We start from the raw sequence: 13,000 nt of genomic DNA, 5'->3' as shown, positions 1-13,000 counted from the left end.
TCGCATGCATTCGTTAGAAACAAAATCGCTAACATTATCATATGGAGAAGCGATGATTATAGATGAGCTTGACGTTACCATCCCAAAGGGTGAGATTACGGTTTTTATCGGCAGTAATGGATGCGGAAAATCTACGCTGCTGCGTTCACTAGCAAGATTATTAAAGCCACATGCCGGCTCTATTTTGCTAGAAGGCTCTAAAATTTCCTCTCTTCCTACCAAGGAAATTGCAAAGCAGCTAGCAATTCTTCCGCAAGGTCCTGTTGCACCTGAAGGGCTGACAGTGCTTCAGCTTGTTAAACAAGGGCGCTATCCGTATCAAAATTGGTTTCGTCAGTGGTCTCAAGAAGATGAAGAAAAAGTACAAAATGCACTCGAAGCAACAGGGTTAGCAGACTTGGCTGATCGTCAAGTTGATTCGCTTTCTGGAGGACAGCGTCAGCGCGCATGGATTGCTATGACATTAGCACAAGATACGGATATTATTTTACTTGATGAACCGACAACGTATTTAGATATGACGCATCAAATTGAGATCTTGGACTTGTTGTTTGAACTGAATGAAAAAGAAAATCGTACCATCGTAATGGTGCTGCATGATTTAAACTTAGCCTGCCGCTATGCTCATCATATTGTGGCGCTTCAAGATAAAAAAATCTATGCACAGGGAAGACCAGAAGAAGTCATTAACTGCGATTTAGTACAGCGAGTCTTTAATATGAACTGTGAAGTGACGGTGGATCCGTTATTTGGAACGCCTCTTTGTATTCCTCATGGGCGCGGACGATGTATTGTGAATAAGCTGCGCGTTGAAACGCAGCATGCTCAATAAGAAAGAGCAAAGCGAGTTAGCAGAAAAATTCCGCTGTACGTTTAAAGATAATTCGCTGTATAGGTTGTCTCCCTCCAGCTGCATGGACGAAAGCACGCTGAGGATTCAGCTGCTATGGATTCAACAGACGATGGAGGCTGATAACTTGAGAGCAGCTGCCTCTATGTTAGCGAAGCGGTATAGCTTTGTTGTGGTGGCGGCTTTGTATTCATTTATTGTGTTTCAAAAAAAGATAAACGCATCGACTAAAAATGTTTCGTTGCATACAGAAGACGCTGAAACGATCTGGCTCCCAAAAGTGTCCATCTCAGAAATTGAGACCAAAGAAGTAACAGAGGACAATCGGAAAATTCTTCTTGATGAACTTCTTGATGAATTGTTTGCTCATCACATTGAGCGGATATGGTCATCACTGCGTAAAGTGACAAAAATTTCAAAGCTGACGCTGTGGGAAAACGTAGCTGTTTATATCCACTGGCTTTATGATTTGCTTTTAGCAAATGAAGAAATAGAAAATGTACAAGTACAAAAGAATTTACGATATTTGTTGGAAGAAGCTGAGGGTCATCACTTTGGTTCATACCATCATAATCCGTTTGCTAGGTACAGTTCACCTCTTCAAGTAGAGAAGCAAATGCAGGAGATAAGGGTTCGGCAAACGTGCTGTTTATCTTACCAAACAGGAGCTAAAAAGACTTATTGTCAAACTTGTCCGGTTATTTGTAAACCAAAGAAAGGAGTGATTGTGCATGAGTAAAACCTTTCAAGAGCAATTTGACGGTTTAATTGAAAAGTATACGGAACTAATGGTTGGTCAAAGTGACGAACAGCTGCAGGAAAAAGTAAAAATGTGGGCACTTTACAACCATATCTCAAAATCCATGCCTCCTTTAACAAAGCATTGGAATCAATTATATCCGGAAGCAAAAGCGGAAATGGTGGAGATTGTAAAGGAAATCAAAGAGCTGAATGAAGCGCATCGAGCGTCACAGCGAAAACCAGAATAAAAACATTCATCACGAAGCTGATGGATGTTTTTTTATCCAAAAGCTCTCGGTCGCTTTTTGATTTTGTATGCATAGGTTAATAAAGGGTGCCTATCTATCTAGTTTGGAAAATGGTAAAATTAATGATAATTAAATAAATTTTGTGAGGCGTATGACAAGTGAAGGCGGGGGGTTGCTTTGGAACAAACGATAAGAAACTTTTTTTTATTGTTATCAAAAAGCAAAAAGTTAACAAAGCTGGCTAAACGCTATGGCTTACGTTTTGGAGCAGCACGTTTTGTTGCAGGGGAAACCATCGATGAAGCTGTTAGTGTGATAAAAAAGCTAAATGAACAGGGATTAAAAGTAACGATTGATTATCTTGGCGAGTTTGTGGAAAGTGAAGCTGAAGTTGATCATGCCGCAGCTCAATGCATAAAGGCCATTCACCTTATACACAAAGAAAGGTTAGATTCAGAAATTTCTTTGAAATTAACGTCTATGGGACTGGATATTTCAGAGGATTTGGCACTTCATCATATGCGGCGTATTCTTGAAGAAGCGGAAAAATATAGCGTATTTGTGACGATTGATATGGAGGATTATAAGCGATGCAGCAAGACGATTAAGCTATTTAAACAATTAAAAAATGAGTATGAACACGTAGGGACGGTGCTTCAAGCATACTTATATCGAACAGAAAGTGACATCCGTGAATTAGATGCTTATGCTCCTAAATTAAGGTTAGTGAAAGGGGCGTACAAAGAAGCAGCAGACGTGGCGTTTCCTGATAAAGAAGACGTAGACGAAAACTTCAAAAACATAATTGGGCTCCACTTATTAAACGGTCACTACACAGCAGTTGCTACTCACGATGAACGAATCATTCAGTATGCAAAAGAGTTTGTTAAAAAGCATGGAATTTCAATGAATCAGTTTGAATTTCAGATGCTATACGGCATTCGGTCAGAAAGGCAAGTTCAGCTCGTAGCAGAACAATATAAAATGAGAGTGTACGTTCCTTATGGAACGGACTGGTATGGGTACTTTATGAGGCGCCTTGCAGAAAGACCTGCAAATGTCGCATTTGTCTTAAAAGGAATTGTAAAAAAATAATAATGAAATGGTCGTGATGACAAAGTAAGAAATAATCAAAAATCGAACATGATTCGATTACTCATGTTCGATTTTGAGGTTAATGTCCTTGAGTGTTATGCTTTGTGTACTGTTGGTTTTGAGATGTCTTTTTGCCGCGTCCGTGCGGTTCATTGACCGGTCCAGCATTTCCTTTAACGCTTGCTGCGCTTACGCCTGCTGACGATGGATCCTTCTTTAATTTGCTCACAAAATCACCTCCTGTGTATTAAGATAACCAAACACCTCAAAAATAGTTAGAGATAATATTGTGAATATATTGCGAAAATTTAAAAAATGTTTTATAGTAAAAACAGAGATTAACAGTGACTCTCTTTTTTTACGCATAAAATGAATGATCATTCATTCAATATATTAAAGGGGATGTGGGGATAATTATGAACATAAAAAAAGCCGCCGTTTTAGGTTCAGGAGTTATGGGCTCTGGAATTGCAGCTCATTTAGCAAATGTAGGAATTCCAACGCTTTTGCTAGACGTGGTTCCAACTTCATTAACAGCAGACGAGGAAAAAAAACAGCTAACGCTTGAAGATAGGCAAGTGAGAAATCGGTTGAGTACAACTGCTCTAGCTAAATTAACGAAGCAAAAACCGGCACCTTTAACGTCGAAGTCATCACTATCGTTAATTACGCCAGGAAATCTTGAAGATCATTTACAGCAGTTAAGCGAGTGTGATTGGATTATTGAAGTAGTAGTGGAACGTCTTGATATTAAACAGCAGCTGTTTGAAAGAATTGACAGTGTACGAAAAAAAGGCAGTATCGTAAGTTCAAATACTTCAGGAATATCGATCCACGAAATGGCTAAAGGACGCTCAGAAGATTTTAAAGCGCATTTTTTAGGAACGCACTTTTTTAATCCACCACGTTATTTAAAGTTATTAGAAATCATTCCAACTCATGACACAAAATCAGAAATTGTTGAATATATGAAAACGTTTGGTGAAGATGTATTAGGTAAAGGAGTAGTTATTGCAAAAGATACGCCTAACTTTATCGCCAACCGTATCGGTACGTACGGTTTACTTGTGACTGTTCAAGAAATGTTAAAAGGCAATTACAGCGTGGGAGAAGTTGACTCTGTGACGGGTCCCTTAATTGGAAGACCAAAAAGTGCAACGTTTCGAACGTTAGACGTAGTGGGACTAGACACATTTATTCATGTGGCCAACAATGTGTTTGACAAAGTGGAAGGCAAAGAAAAAGAAGTATTCGATGTGCCTTTATTTATGAAACAAATGCAGGAAAATGGCTGGTTAGGAAGCAAGTCAGGGCAAGGCTTCTTTTTAAAGAAAGGAAAGGAAATTCTAGAACTTGATCCTAGTACACTTCAATACGTCGAGAGAAAGAAGTTAAAAACAGCTTCTACGGAATTAAGCAAGCAGGCAAAAGGGCTGCAAAACAAAATGAAAGCGCTTATATACTCCGGTGATCGTGCCGGCCAGCTTCTTTGGAACATCATCAGTCCCGTTCTTGTGTATGCAGCTCAGTTAAAAGATGAAATTGCCGACGATATCGTGGCCATTGATCAGGCTATGAAGTGGGGGTTTGGCTGGAAACTGGGTCCGTTTGAGACGTGGGATGCAATTGGTTTAGAAAAATCAATGGAGAAGATGGAGCAGGAGGGCTTAGCAATTCCGCAGTGGGTAAAACAAATGCAGGAAAACGGATTTACAAGCTTTTATAAAGAAATGGAAGGTCAAACGCTTTATTACGAAGATGAGGAGTATAAAGCGGTAAAAGAAAATAAAAAGGTGATTCACCTGTCGTCTTTACGCTCTCAAAATAATGTCATTTTAGAAAACAGCGGAGCGAGTTTAATTGATTTAGGAGATGATGTGGCGTGCCTGCAGTTCACTTCTCCTAACAATGCAATTGGGCTAGATATTATCAGCTTATTAAATCAGTCTCTTGAAGAAGTGAATAAGAACTATAAAGGGCTGGTCATAGGAAATCAAGGAAAAAATTTCTGCGTTGGCGCTAACTTAGCTATGATTTTAATGGAAGCACAAGATGACAATTATTTTGAAATTGAATTCGTTATTAAACAATTTCAACAGGCAATGATGAAGGTGAAATACAATGAGAAGCCGGTTGTTGCAGCTCCGTTTGCAATGGCTCTTGGAGGCGGAGCAGAAATTTGCTTGCCGTCAGCTAAAATTCAAGCTTCTGCTGAAACTTACATGGGCCTTGTAGAAGTAGGAGTCGGACTCATTCCTGGTGGAGGAGGTAACAAGGAGCTTTATATCAAACAGTTAAGTGGTTTACCTAACGGTGTAACGCTCGATCTTCAGCAGATTGCGAATAAAACATTTGAAACAATTGCTACTGCAAAAGTATCCACTTCTGCTGCAGAAGCTAAACAGCTAAATTTCTTAAATCGCCATGATGGCATCAGCGTAAACGGAGATCACCTGCTGAATGACGCGAAGAACTCAGTCCTTGCTTTACATGACACGGGCTATAAACCGCCTGTAAGAACTAAGATCCCTGTCGTTGGAGAAACAGGGTATGCAACGTTGCTGCTAGGAGCTCAATCCATGAAGTATTCAGGATATATATCAGAACATGATTATAAAATTGCTAGTAAGTTAGCATTTGTGTTAGCCGGAGGACGTGTAGCGTTTGGTTCGGAAGTTGATGAAGAGTATTTGCTGGACTTAGAGAGAGAAGCATTTTTAAGCCTTGTTGGAGAAGCGAAGTCTCAAGAACGTATGCAGCACATGTTAGTTAAAGGAAAACCACTGCGCAATTAAGGGGGAGAAAAAATGAGAGAAGCAGTTATTGTAGCAGGTGCTAGGACACCGGTCGGAAAAGCAAAAAAAGGTTCATTGGCAAGTGTTAGACCTGATGATTTGGGTGCCATTGCGGTTAAAGAAACTCTTCGCCGAGCAGGCGGATACGAAGGACCAATTGATGATTTAATTATTGGTTGTGCGATGCCTGAAGCAGAACAAGGTTTGAATATGGCTCGAAATATTGGCGCTCTTGCAGGTTTGCCTTATACGGTGCCAGCAATAACGATTAATCGTTATTGTTCATCAGGTTTGCAAAGTATTGCCTACGGTGCAGAGCGAATTATGCTAGGGCAAGCCAAAGCAGTGTTAGCTGGAGGAGCAGAATCAATGAGTTTTGTTCCGATGTTTGGAAATGTAGCGCGTCCGAATGTTCAGCTGGTTGAAAATGCGCCGGAGTATTATATGGGCATGGGACATACAGCAGAACAAGTGGCGATGAAATATGGAATTTCACGTGAAGACCAGGATGCGTTTGCTGTACGCAGCCATCAAAAAGCAGCAAAAGCACTTCAAGAAGGGAAGTTTAACGACGAAATTGTTCCGGTGGAAGTGACGCTTCGAAAAGTGGATGAAAACAATAAGCTCCGTGAACAAAAGCTGATGTTCTCTCAAGATGAAGGAGTTCGTCCTGGCACAACTGCGGATGTATTAGGGAAACTTCGTCCAGCTTTTTCGGTTAAAGGATCGGTAACAGCTGGAAACTCTTCGCAGACAAGTGACGGAGCTGCATCCGTTTTTCTAATGGATAAAGAACAAGCTGAAGCAGAAGGGTTAAAGCCTTTGCTTAAGTTTCGCTCATTTGCAGTTGGAGGAGTTCCGCCTGAAGTAATGGGGATTGGCCCGGTAGCTGCCATCCCTAAAGCTCTTAAACTAGCAGGGCTGGAACTTTCTGATATCGGGTTGTTTGAATTGAATGAAGCATTTGCTTCTCAAGCACTCGGCGTTATTCGTGAATTAAATATTAATGAAGATAAAGTAAATGTAAACGGAGGCGCTATTGCCTTAGGTCATCCATTAGGCTGTACTGGAGCTAAGCTTACTCTTAGCTTAATGCACGAAATGCAGCGTCGGAATGAGCAGTTTGGAATTGTCACCATGTGTATTGGCGGAGGAATGGGAGCTGCTGGTGTATTTGAGTTGTTAGCATAATCATTTCAAAGGGGGATATAAACATGTCAAATAAAACAAAACAAATGATTAAAGGTGGAAGCTTTTTAATTGAAGAGGGCGATGCAAGCCGCGTCTACACGCCGGAGGATTATACATCTGAACAAAAGATGATTGCCAAGACGACAGATGAATTTGTAGAAAATGAAGTCCTTCCACAAGTGGAATATTTAGAAAAGCATGAGTTTGAACGCTCTGTAAAGTTATTAAAACAAGCTGGTGAATTAGGTTTACTTGGTGCAGATGTACCGGAAGAATACGGTGGCCTCGGTTTAGATAAGATTACCTCGGCTTTAATTGCTGAAAAAATGTCTCGAGCAGGCGGATTTTCCATCACTCATGGTGCTCACGTAGGAATTGGGTCATTGCCAATCGTCTTATTTGGAACAGAAGAGCAAAAGCAAGCATATTTACCTGCTTTAGCAGTTGGGGAAAAAATAGCAGCATATGCGTTAACAGAACCTGGTTCTGGTTCCGATGCCCTGGGTGCTCGAACAACAGCTCGCCTTAACGCAGAAGGTACACACTATGTGTTAAATGGAGAAAAGCAGTGGATTACGAATGCCGGATTTGCTGATGTGTTCGTGGTGTATGCGAAAATCGACGGCGATAAATTTTCTGCTTTTATCGTGGAGCGCGAATTCCCAGGCGTTTCGGTTGGACCGGAAGAGAAGAAAATGGGAATCAAAAGTTCATCAACAAGAACATTAATTCTTGAAGATGCGCTTGTTCCAAAAGAAAACGTGTTGGGTGAAATTGGAAAAGGGCATGTGATTGCGTTTAACATTTTAAATATTGGGCGCTATAAGCTTGGAGTTGGAGCAGTTGGAGCAGGAAAACGTGCATTAGAAATTACGTCTCAATATGTTAACCAGCGTCAGCAGTTTAAAACGCCAATTGCTAAATTCTCATTAACACAAGAAAAGTTAGCCACAATGGCTTCTAAATTGTATGCAACTGAAAGCTCCGTATATCGTACGGTAGGACTTTTCGAAGACCATATGGGCCAGCTTTCAGAAGAACAGCAAAAAGACGGAAAACAAATTGCCGCTTCCATTGCTGAATATGCTATTGAATGCTCATTAAACAAAGTGTTTGCCACGGAATCTCTTGACTACATCGTAGATGAAGGGGTGCAGCTTCACGGAGGCTATGGTTTTATGAGTGAGTATGAAATCGAGCGCTTGTATCGCGATTCCCGCATTAACCGTATTTTTGAAGGAACAAATGAGATTAACCGTCTTTTAGTACCAGGCACATATTTACGCAAAGCGCTAAAAGGAGAGCTTCCGCTGCTTCAAAAAGCACAAACGCTTCAAGAAGAATTGATGATGCTTATGCCGCAGGAAGTAGGAAATGAGCCGTTAGATCAAGAAAAAATGCTTGTGCAAAACGGGAAGAAAATTGCGCTCTTGCTTTTGGGATTAGCTGCACAAAAGTATGGCAAAGAATTAGAGAAAGAACAAGAAATTCTCGTTAATATTTCCGATATGATCAGTAACGTATATGCAATGGAATCTACTGTTTTGCGTACTGAAAAAGCCATTTCCAAAACAGGAGCAGGTCAGAATAGCTTAAAATTAAAGTATACCCAAGTATTTTGCCAAGAAGCATTTAATCGGATCGAAGCAGATGCAAAAGAAACGTTAATTGGCGTTGAACAAGGTGATACGCTTAGAGTCATGCTTTCGTCTCTTCGCAAGTTAACGCGCTATACACCAATCAATGTGATTAGCGTAAAGCGTGAGATTGCGAAAACGCTTCTAGAAGTAGAGAAGTTCACGGTTTAAGGAAAAAGGAGCTCGTTTTGCGAGCTCCTTTTTGTTTAAGAAGCCTCTATCTAGGTAAATGATAAAGGATGTGTTAAAATACGAAAAAAGCTTAAAATAAAGGGTGGTTGACGAAATGTCATTATTTTTTTATTCATATCCAAAGTGTGGGACGTGCCGAAAAGCAAAGAAGTGGCTGGATGATAACGGAGTAGCGTATGAAGAAATTCATATTGTAGAAAACCCGCCAACAAAAGAGCAGCTCCAGTCTTATTATCAGAACAGCGGCTTAGAATTAAAAAAATTCTTTAATACAAGCGGTAAAAAATATCGCGAATTAGGGCTTAAAGATAAAGTAAGCAGTGCGAGTGAAGATGAACTTCTGTCTATTCTTGCGTCAGATGGCATGTTAATTAAGCGTCCGCTGCTAACAGATGGACAAAAAGTAACGCTTGGTTTCAAAGAAGAGCAGTTTGAAGACGTGTGGAAGTGAGTTTTCAAATAGAAAATTTTTACCTTTTACGTTACACTGTTAATAGGAAGTTATTTTAGGTTGTAGAAAGTGTTCTCCACGTTGAAGGCGCTTTTTATATAAACAAATTACGATACATATTTTGGAGGGATTAAGATGAGTACACCAAAAGATTTGCGTTATTCTGAAGAGCATGAATGGGTAAAAACAGAAGGAGACGTTGTCCGCGTAGGTATTACACATTTCGCTCAAGCTGAGCTTGGAGACATCGTATTCGTTGAACTGCCAGAAGTAGGAGCAACAGTAGAAGCTGACGAGCCGTTTGGCAGCGTTGAATCAGTAAAAACAGTTTCTGAGCTCTATGCACCAATTAGCGGTGAAGTTGTAGCAGTAAACGACAACTTAAGCGATAGCCCTGAACTTGTTAATGATTCTCCATACGAAGAAGCATGGATGATTACAATCAAACCATCTGATTCTTCTCAAGTAGACAAGCTAATGACAGCAGAGCAATACGAAGAAATGACAAACGAAGGATAATATTCCTCCATAAATTGTCTTTATGAAAAATTTTTGACTGGACACTCTATTAGTAAACAAGCTAAAGGAGTGTCTTTTTATGTTTGAAAAACAAAAAATGGACGTTACAGATCGCGTTACAGCTAAATTTCATGACGGCGGTATGAAATTATATGTTGATAAGCAGCCAATTGGTGAAGTTAGTTACGGAACAAGCGGCAATGAATACCGCTTTGAAGAAGGATATTCGCAAGAAAATAATAAGTTCTACCAATATACGGACGTACAAAAACAAGGTGAAACGCAAAAATATACAGACTGCGATGAAGAAGCAGGATGGTGCTAAACAGTGGCAACTGCCGCTGTTTTTCTTGTTTTATGGAAACAATATGGCTTAAGCTGCCTTTTAAAACAGTTCTTTCTTGCAAATTTCTTTTAAAAAACAGGTGAACTGTGATACATTAACGAATATTGTATAGCATAAAGAAATGATGTTACTATACAACTGACGATTATGGGTGATGAAAATGGGGCTAATTGAAATTGAAAAAGTAATTATTGTTGAAGGAAAATCAGATAAAAAACGTATCCAAGATATCATTCGAGAACCAATTGAAATTATTTGTACAAACGGTACGATTAGTTTATCAAAGCTGGATGAAATTATTGACTTTACGTTTAACAAAGAGGTATACATACTCGTTGACTCTGATGATTCAGGGAATAAGCTAAGAAAACAATTTAAACGAGAGCTTCCGGAAGCAGAGCATCTATATATTGATAAAATGTACCGAGAGGTTGCTGCCGCCCCTAGAAATCACATAGCAACAGTATTACTGAGTGCCAATATCGATGTTAATGCAGAATTTTTAACATAAAAGGAATGAGCAACATGCAAGAATGGAGCGAAAAACAGCTTGACGATCAGTTAAAAGAAGGACAAAGAGCGTTTATCTTTTTCCATACACCTTTTTGCGGGACATGTCAGCTGGCAAAAAAAATGTTAACCGTAGCAGAAGCGATGCTGCCCGGTGTGACCATAGGAATGAGCAATTTAAATTATATGCCCTCAAAAGCAGAAGTATTTTCAATTGAAAGTGTACCTTGTTTGATTGAAGTGAAAAATGGCGAAATGGTAAAAAAACTCTATGCGTTTCATTCCATCGAGCACGTACTTGAAGAGCTTCGATAATCAAACGTTTGTTTAAAATGAAGAAATTGAAAGAGAGCAAACCATTGGGATTGTTGAAATATTGGGATATTATCCCAAGAACAAAATCTGTTGACAGCCTATCTGACACATGCTAAAATCACACTCATGAATGTTCATAAATGAATGAATATTTCCCAAAAACAAAATAATTGTTGCGAACTCTTATCAAGAGAGGTGGAGGGACTGAGCCCTGTGAAACCCGGCAACCGTCAGACTAACTGAAATGGTGCCAATTCCTGCAAAGCTATGCGCTTTGAAAGATGAGAGAAAGGATTAAATATCGAGCCTTTCTGTCATGCGCAGAGAGGCTTTTTTAATGGGGAAAATTGTTTTACGGCTTTTTTATCCTATAGGACAACCTAACATAATTAAGTTTTTATTAAAGAAGGTGAAGAAATATGATTACATTAACAGACGTTACAAAAATTTATCAGGCTAAAAGCGGTCAAGTAACAGCTGTTGATAATGTGAATCTAACCGTTAACCAAGGTGAAATTTACGGAATTATTGGTTATAGCGGAGCGGGGAAAAGTTCTTTGATTCGCTTGCTAAACGGATTAGAAACACCAACGACAGGAACGGTCGAGGTAGCAGGTAATGATATTGGAAAAATTAAAGGCGGAAAACTCAGAAAAGCGAGACAAGAAATTAGTATGATATTTCAACACTTTAATATCTTATGGTCGCGTACGGTGAGAGAAAATATTGCTTTTCCGTTAGAAATAGCAGGGATTTCAAAAGAAAAAAGAATGAAACGAGTAGACGAACTCATTAAGCTAGTTGGACTTGAAGGTCGTGAAAATGCTTATCCATCGCAGCTTAGCGGTGGACAAAAGCAGCGTGTTGGTATTGCTCGAGCGCTAGCGAATAATCCAAAAGTATTGCTTTGTGATGAAGCAACATCAGCGCTTGATCCTCAAACGACAGATTCTATTTTAGATCTGTTAGTAGATATTAATGAGAAGCTAGGGTTAACCATTGTATTAATTACTCATGAAATGCACGTCATTCGTAAAATTTGTCATCGAGTAGCCGTTATGGAAAATGGGGCAGTAGTAGAAGAAGGACAAGTGCTAGAAGTATTCAGAAAACCTAAGCAGCCGATTACAAAACGATTTGTTCAACAGATTTCTGAACCAGAGGAAACGTTTGAAACGATTGAACAAGTAAAAGAGCTGTATCCAAGCGGGCAAATTATTCAGCTGACGTTTGTTGGCGGAAAAGCAGAGCAACCGCTCATTACAACGATTTTAAAACAGTTTGATGTAACGATTAATATTTTACAAGGAAAGATTTCTCATACGCAAACAGGTTCATACGGAACGTTGTTCGTTCATTTAGACGGAGAATTAACAGAAGTTGAAAAAGTCATTGCATACATTCATGAGCAGCAGGTAGAAGTGGAGGTAATGACAAATGCTTGAGAAACTATTTCCAAACGTTATTTTAGATGATTTTATTCAAGCGACAAATGAAACACTATATATGACGGCTATTTCAGTTGTAGCCACATTTGTTCTAGGTATTTTATTGGGCTTGCTTTTATTTTTAACGTCCAAAGGACAGCTTTGGCAAAACAAACCTTTATATGCCATTGTGTCAGCGGTTGTAAATATCTTTCGTTCCATTCCATTCATTATTTTAATTGTTTTACTGATTCCATTTACCAAAGCATTGGTAGGAAGTATTTTAGGTGCTAATGCAGCGTTACCTGCTTTAATTGTTGGAGCAGCACCATTTTATGCGCGTCTTGTAGAAATTGGTTTGCGCGAAATTGATAAAGGCGTGATTGAAGCTGCTAAATCAATGGGAGCAACAACAAGCACCATTATTTTTAAAGTGCTTTTACCTGAATCGCTGCCAGCTTTAATTTCCGGTTTGACGGTAACAACGATTGCATTAGTCGGCTATACGGCAATGGCGGGTGTGATTGGAGCCGGAGGTCTTGGAAACCTTGCATATTTAGAAGGGTTCCAGCGCAGTCATAATGACGTAACGCTAGCCGCTACAATCTTAATTTTGATTATTGTATTTATTATCCAACTTATTGGAGATGCGATTACTGCAAAAATTGATAAAAGATAAAGGG

The 13,000-nt window shown here is 39.5% G+C and carries 15 protein-coding genes and 1 riboswitch; of the genes, 14 read left to right on the top strand and 1 reads right to left on the bottom strand.

Annotated features, from left to right (window positions below; genetic code table 11):
* The first annotated feature begins 4 nt into the window (after positions 1-4).
* The 4 genes from BG04_RS10095 (at position 5) to BG04_RS10080 (ending at position 2,934) form a co-directional block, all read left to right on the top strand.
* A complete protein-coding gene (locus tag BG04_RS10095) occupies positions 5-832 on the top strand; it encodes an ABC transporter ATP-binding protein (RefSeq protein WP_013059664.1) in 828 nt (275 codons plus the stop codon).
* Positions 822-1,589: an IucA/IucC family C-terminal-domain containing protein gene (locus BG04_RS10090; protein ID WP_034648472.1), complete on the top strand. Its 768-nt coding sequence runs from the start codon at positions 822-824 to the stop codon at positions 1,587-1,589. The genes BG04_RS10095 and BG04_RS10090 overlap by 11 nt, the downstream gene beginning before the upstream one ends.
* Entirely contained in the window at positions 1,582-1,839 is a 258-nt protein-coding gene (locus tag BG04_RS10085) for a YusU family protein (RefSeq protein ID WP_013059662.1), read from the top strand. Before BG04_RS10090 ends, BG04_RS10085 begins: the two co-directional genes overlap by 8 nt.
* Positions 1,840-2,016: 177 nt before the next feature.
* Positions 2,017-2,934 (top strand): proline dehydrogenase family protein, encoded by a 918-nt coding sequence (locus BG04_RS10080; protein ID WP_016765834.1) that lies wholly within the window; start codon positions 2,017-2,019, stop codon positions 2,932-2,934.
* Positions 2,935-3,013: 79 nt separating this feature from the next.
* On the opposite strand, the gene BG04_RS29655 is transcribed toward BG04_RS10080, so the two are convergent.
* Positions 3,014-3,163: a YuzL family protein gene (locus tag BG04_RS29655; RefSeq protein ID WP_013059660.1), complete on the bottom strand. Its 150-nt coding sequence runs from the start codon at positions 3,161-3,163 to the stop codon at positions 3,014-3,016.
* A 184-nt stretch (positions 3,164-3,347) separates the two neighbouring features.
* Here BG04_RS29655 and BG04_RS10075 point away from each other — a divergent pair, with 184 nt between their 5' ends.
* From BG04_RS10075 to BG04_RS10030, 10 genes are all read left to right on the top strand, one after another.
* Positions 3,348-5,729 (top strand): 3-hydroxyacyl-CoA dehydrogenase/enoyl-CoA hydratase family protein, encoded by a 2,382-nt coding sequence (locus BG04_RS10075; RefSeq protein WP_171777804.1) that lies wholly within the window; start codon positions 3,348-3,350, stop codon positions 5,727-5,729.
* 12 nt (positions 5,730-5,741) lie between these two features.
* Positions 5,742-6,920, top strand: a complete 1,179-nt coding sequence (locus BG04_RS10070) for an acetyl-CoA C-acetyltransferase (protein WP_013085348.1) — start codon at positions 5,742-5,744, stop codon at positions 6,918-6,920.
* Positions 6,921-6,943: 23 nt separating this feature from the next.
* Positions 6,944-8,728 carry an acyl-CoA dehydrogenase family protein gene (locus BG04_RS10065; RefSeq protein ID WP_034648476.1) on the top strand — a complete coding sequence of 595 codons (1,785 nt, stop codon included), beginning with the start codon at positions 6,944-6,946 and terminating at the stop codon, positions 8,726-8,728.
* Between the two features lie 115 nt (positions 8,729-8,843).
* Positions 8,844-9,200, top strand: a complete 357-nt coding sequence (locus tag BG04_RS10060) for an arsenate reductase family protein (RefSeq protein ID WP_013059656.1) — start codon at positions 8,844-8,846, stop codon at positions 9,198-9,200.
* A gap of 135 nt (positions 9,201-9,335) precedes the next feature.
* A complete protein-coding gene (gene gcvH, locus BG04_RS10055) occupies positions 9,336-9,719 on the top strand; it encodes a glycine cleavage system protein GcvH (protein ID WP_034648479.1) in 384 nt (127 codons plus the stop codon).
* A 79-nt stretch (positions 9,720-9,798) separates the two neighbouring features.
* Positions 9,799-10,044, top strand: a complete 246-nt coding sequence (locus tag BG04_RS10050) for a YusG family protein (RefSeq protein WP_013059654.1) — start codon at positions 9,799-9,801, stop codon at positions 10,042-10,044.
* Between the two features lie 181 nt (positions 10,045-10,225).
* Complete coding sequence (locus BG04_RS10045; RefSeq protein ID WP_034648482.1) at positions 10,226-10,576, top strand: toprim domain-containing protein; 351 nt, start codon at positions 10,226-10,228, stop codon at positions 10,574-10,576.
* A 14-nt stretch (positions 10,577-10,590) separates the two neighbouring features.
* Entirely contained in the window at positions 10,591-10,890 is a 300-nt protein-coding gene (locus tag BG04_RS10040) for a thioredoxin family protein (RefSeq protein ID WP_013059652.1), read from the top strand.
* A gap of 180 nt (positions 10,891-11,070) precedes the next feature.
* A riboswitch (SAM riboswitch) is annotated at positions 11,071-11,178 on the top strand.
* Between the two features lie 131 nt (positions 11,179-11,309).
* Positions 11,310-12,335 (top strand): methionine ABC transporter ATP-binding protein, encoded by a 1,026-nt coding sequence (locus BG04_RS10035; RefSeq protein ID WP_034648485.1) that lies wholly within the window; start codon positions 11,310-11,312, stop codon positions 12,333-12,335.
* Positions 12,328-12,996: a methionine ABC transporter permease gene (locus BG04_RS10030; RefSeq protein ID WP_016765829.1), complete on the top strand. Its 669-nt coding sequence runs from the start codon at positions 12,328-12,330 to the stop codon at positions 12,994-12,996. The genes BG04_RS10035 and BG04_RS10030 overlap by 8 nt, the downstream gene beginning before the upstream one ends.
* Positions 12,997-13,000 lie beyond the last annotated feature (4 nt).

It is taken from the genome of Priestia megaterium NBRC 15308 = ATCC 14581, assembly GCF_000832985.1.
In the GTDB taxonomy this organism is placed as follows: Bacteria; Bacillota; Bacilli; order Bacillales; family Bacillaceae_H; genus Priestia; species Priestia megaterium.
The sequence above is the reverse complement of the archived record's forward strand: the minus strand, read 5'-3'. Positions and strand labels throughout refer to the sequence as shown.

Bases quoted from the DNA above. Each gene is read 5' to 3' on its own strand.
- BG04_RS10095 (WP_013059664.1), top strand. From the start codon at position 5: ATGCATTCGTTAGAAACAAAATCGCTAACATTATCATATGGAGAAGCG.
- BG04_RS10090 (WP_034648472.1), top strand. From the start codon at position 822: ATGCTCAATAAGAAAGAGCAAAGCGAGTTAGCAGAAAAATTCCGCTGT.
- BG04_RS10085 (WP_013059662.1), top strand. From the start codon at position 1,582: ATGAGTAAAACCTTTCAAGAGCAATTTGACGGTTTAATTGAAAAGTAT.
- BG04_RS10070 (WP_013085348.1), top strand. From the start codon at position 5,742: ATGAGAGAAGCAGTTATTGTAGCAGGTGCTAGGACACCGGTCGGAAAA.
- BG04_RS10065 (WP_034648476.1), top strand. From the start codon at position 6,944: ATGTCAAATAAAACAAAACAAATGATTAAAGGTGGAAGCTTTTTAATT.
- BG04_RS10060 (WP_013059656.1), top strand. From the start codon at position 8,844: ATGTCATTATTTTTTTATTCATATCCAAAGTGTGGGACGTGCCGAAAA.
- gcvH (WP_034648479.1), top strand. From the start codon at position 9,336: ATGAGTACACCAAAAGATTTGCGTTATTCTGAAGAGCATGAATGGGTA.
- BG04_RS10050 (WP_013059654.1), top strand. From the start codon at position 9,799: ATGTTTGAAAAACAAAAAATGGACGTTACAGATCGCGTTACAGCTAAA.
- BG04_RS10045 (WP_034648482.1), top strand. From the start codon at position 10,226: ATGGGGCTAATTGAAATTGAAAAAGTAATTATTGTTGAAGGAAAATCA.
- BG04_RS10040 (WP_013059652.1), top strand. From the start codon at position 10,591: ATGCAAGAATGGAGCGAAAAACAGCTTGACGATCAGTTAAAAGAAGGA.
- BG04_RS10035 (WP_034648485.1), top strand. From the start codon at position 11,310: ATGATTACATTAACAGACGTTACAAAAATTTATCAGGCTAAAAGCGGT.
- BG04_RS10030 (WP_016765829.1), top strand. From the start codon at position 12,328: ATGCTTGAGAAACTATTTCCAAACGTTATTTTAGATGATTTTATTCAA.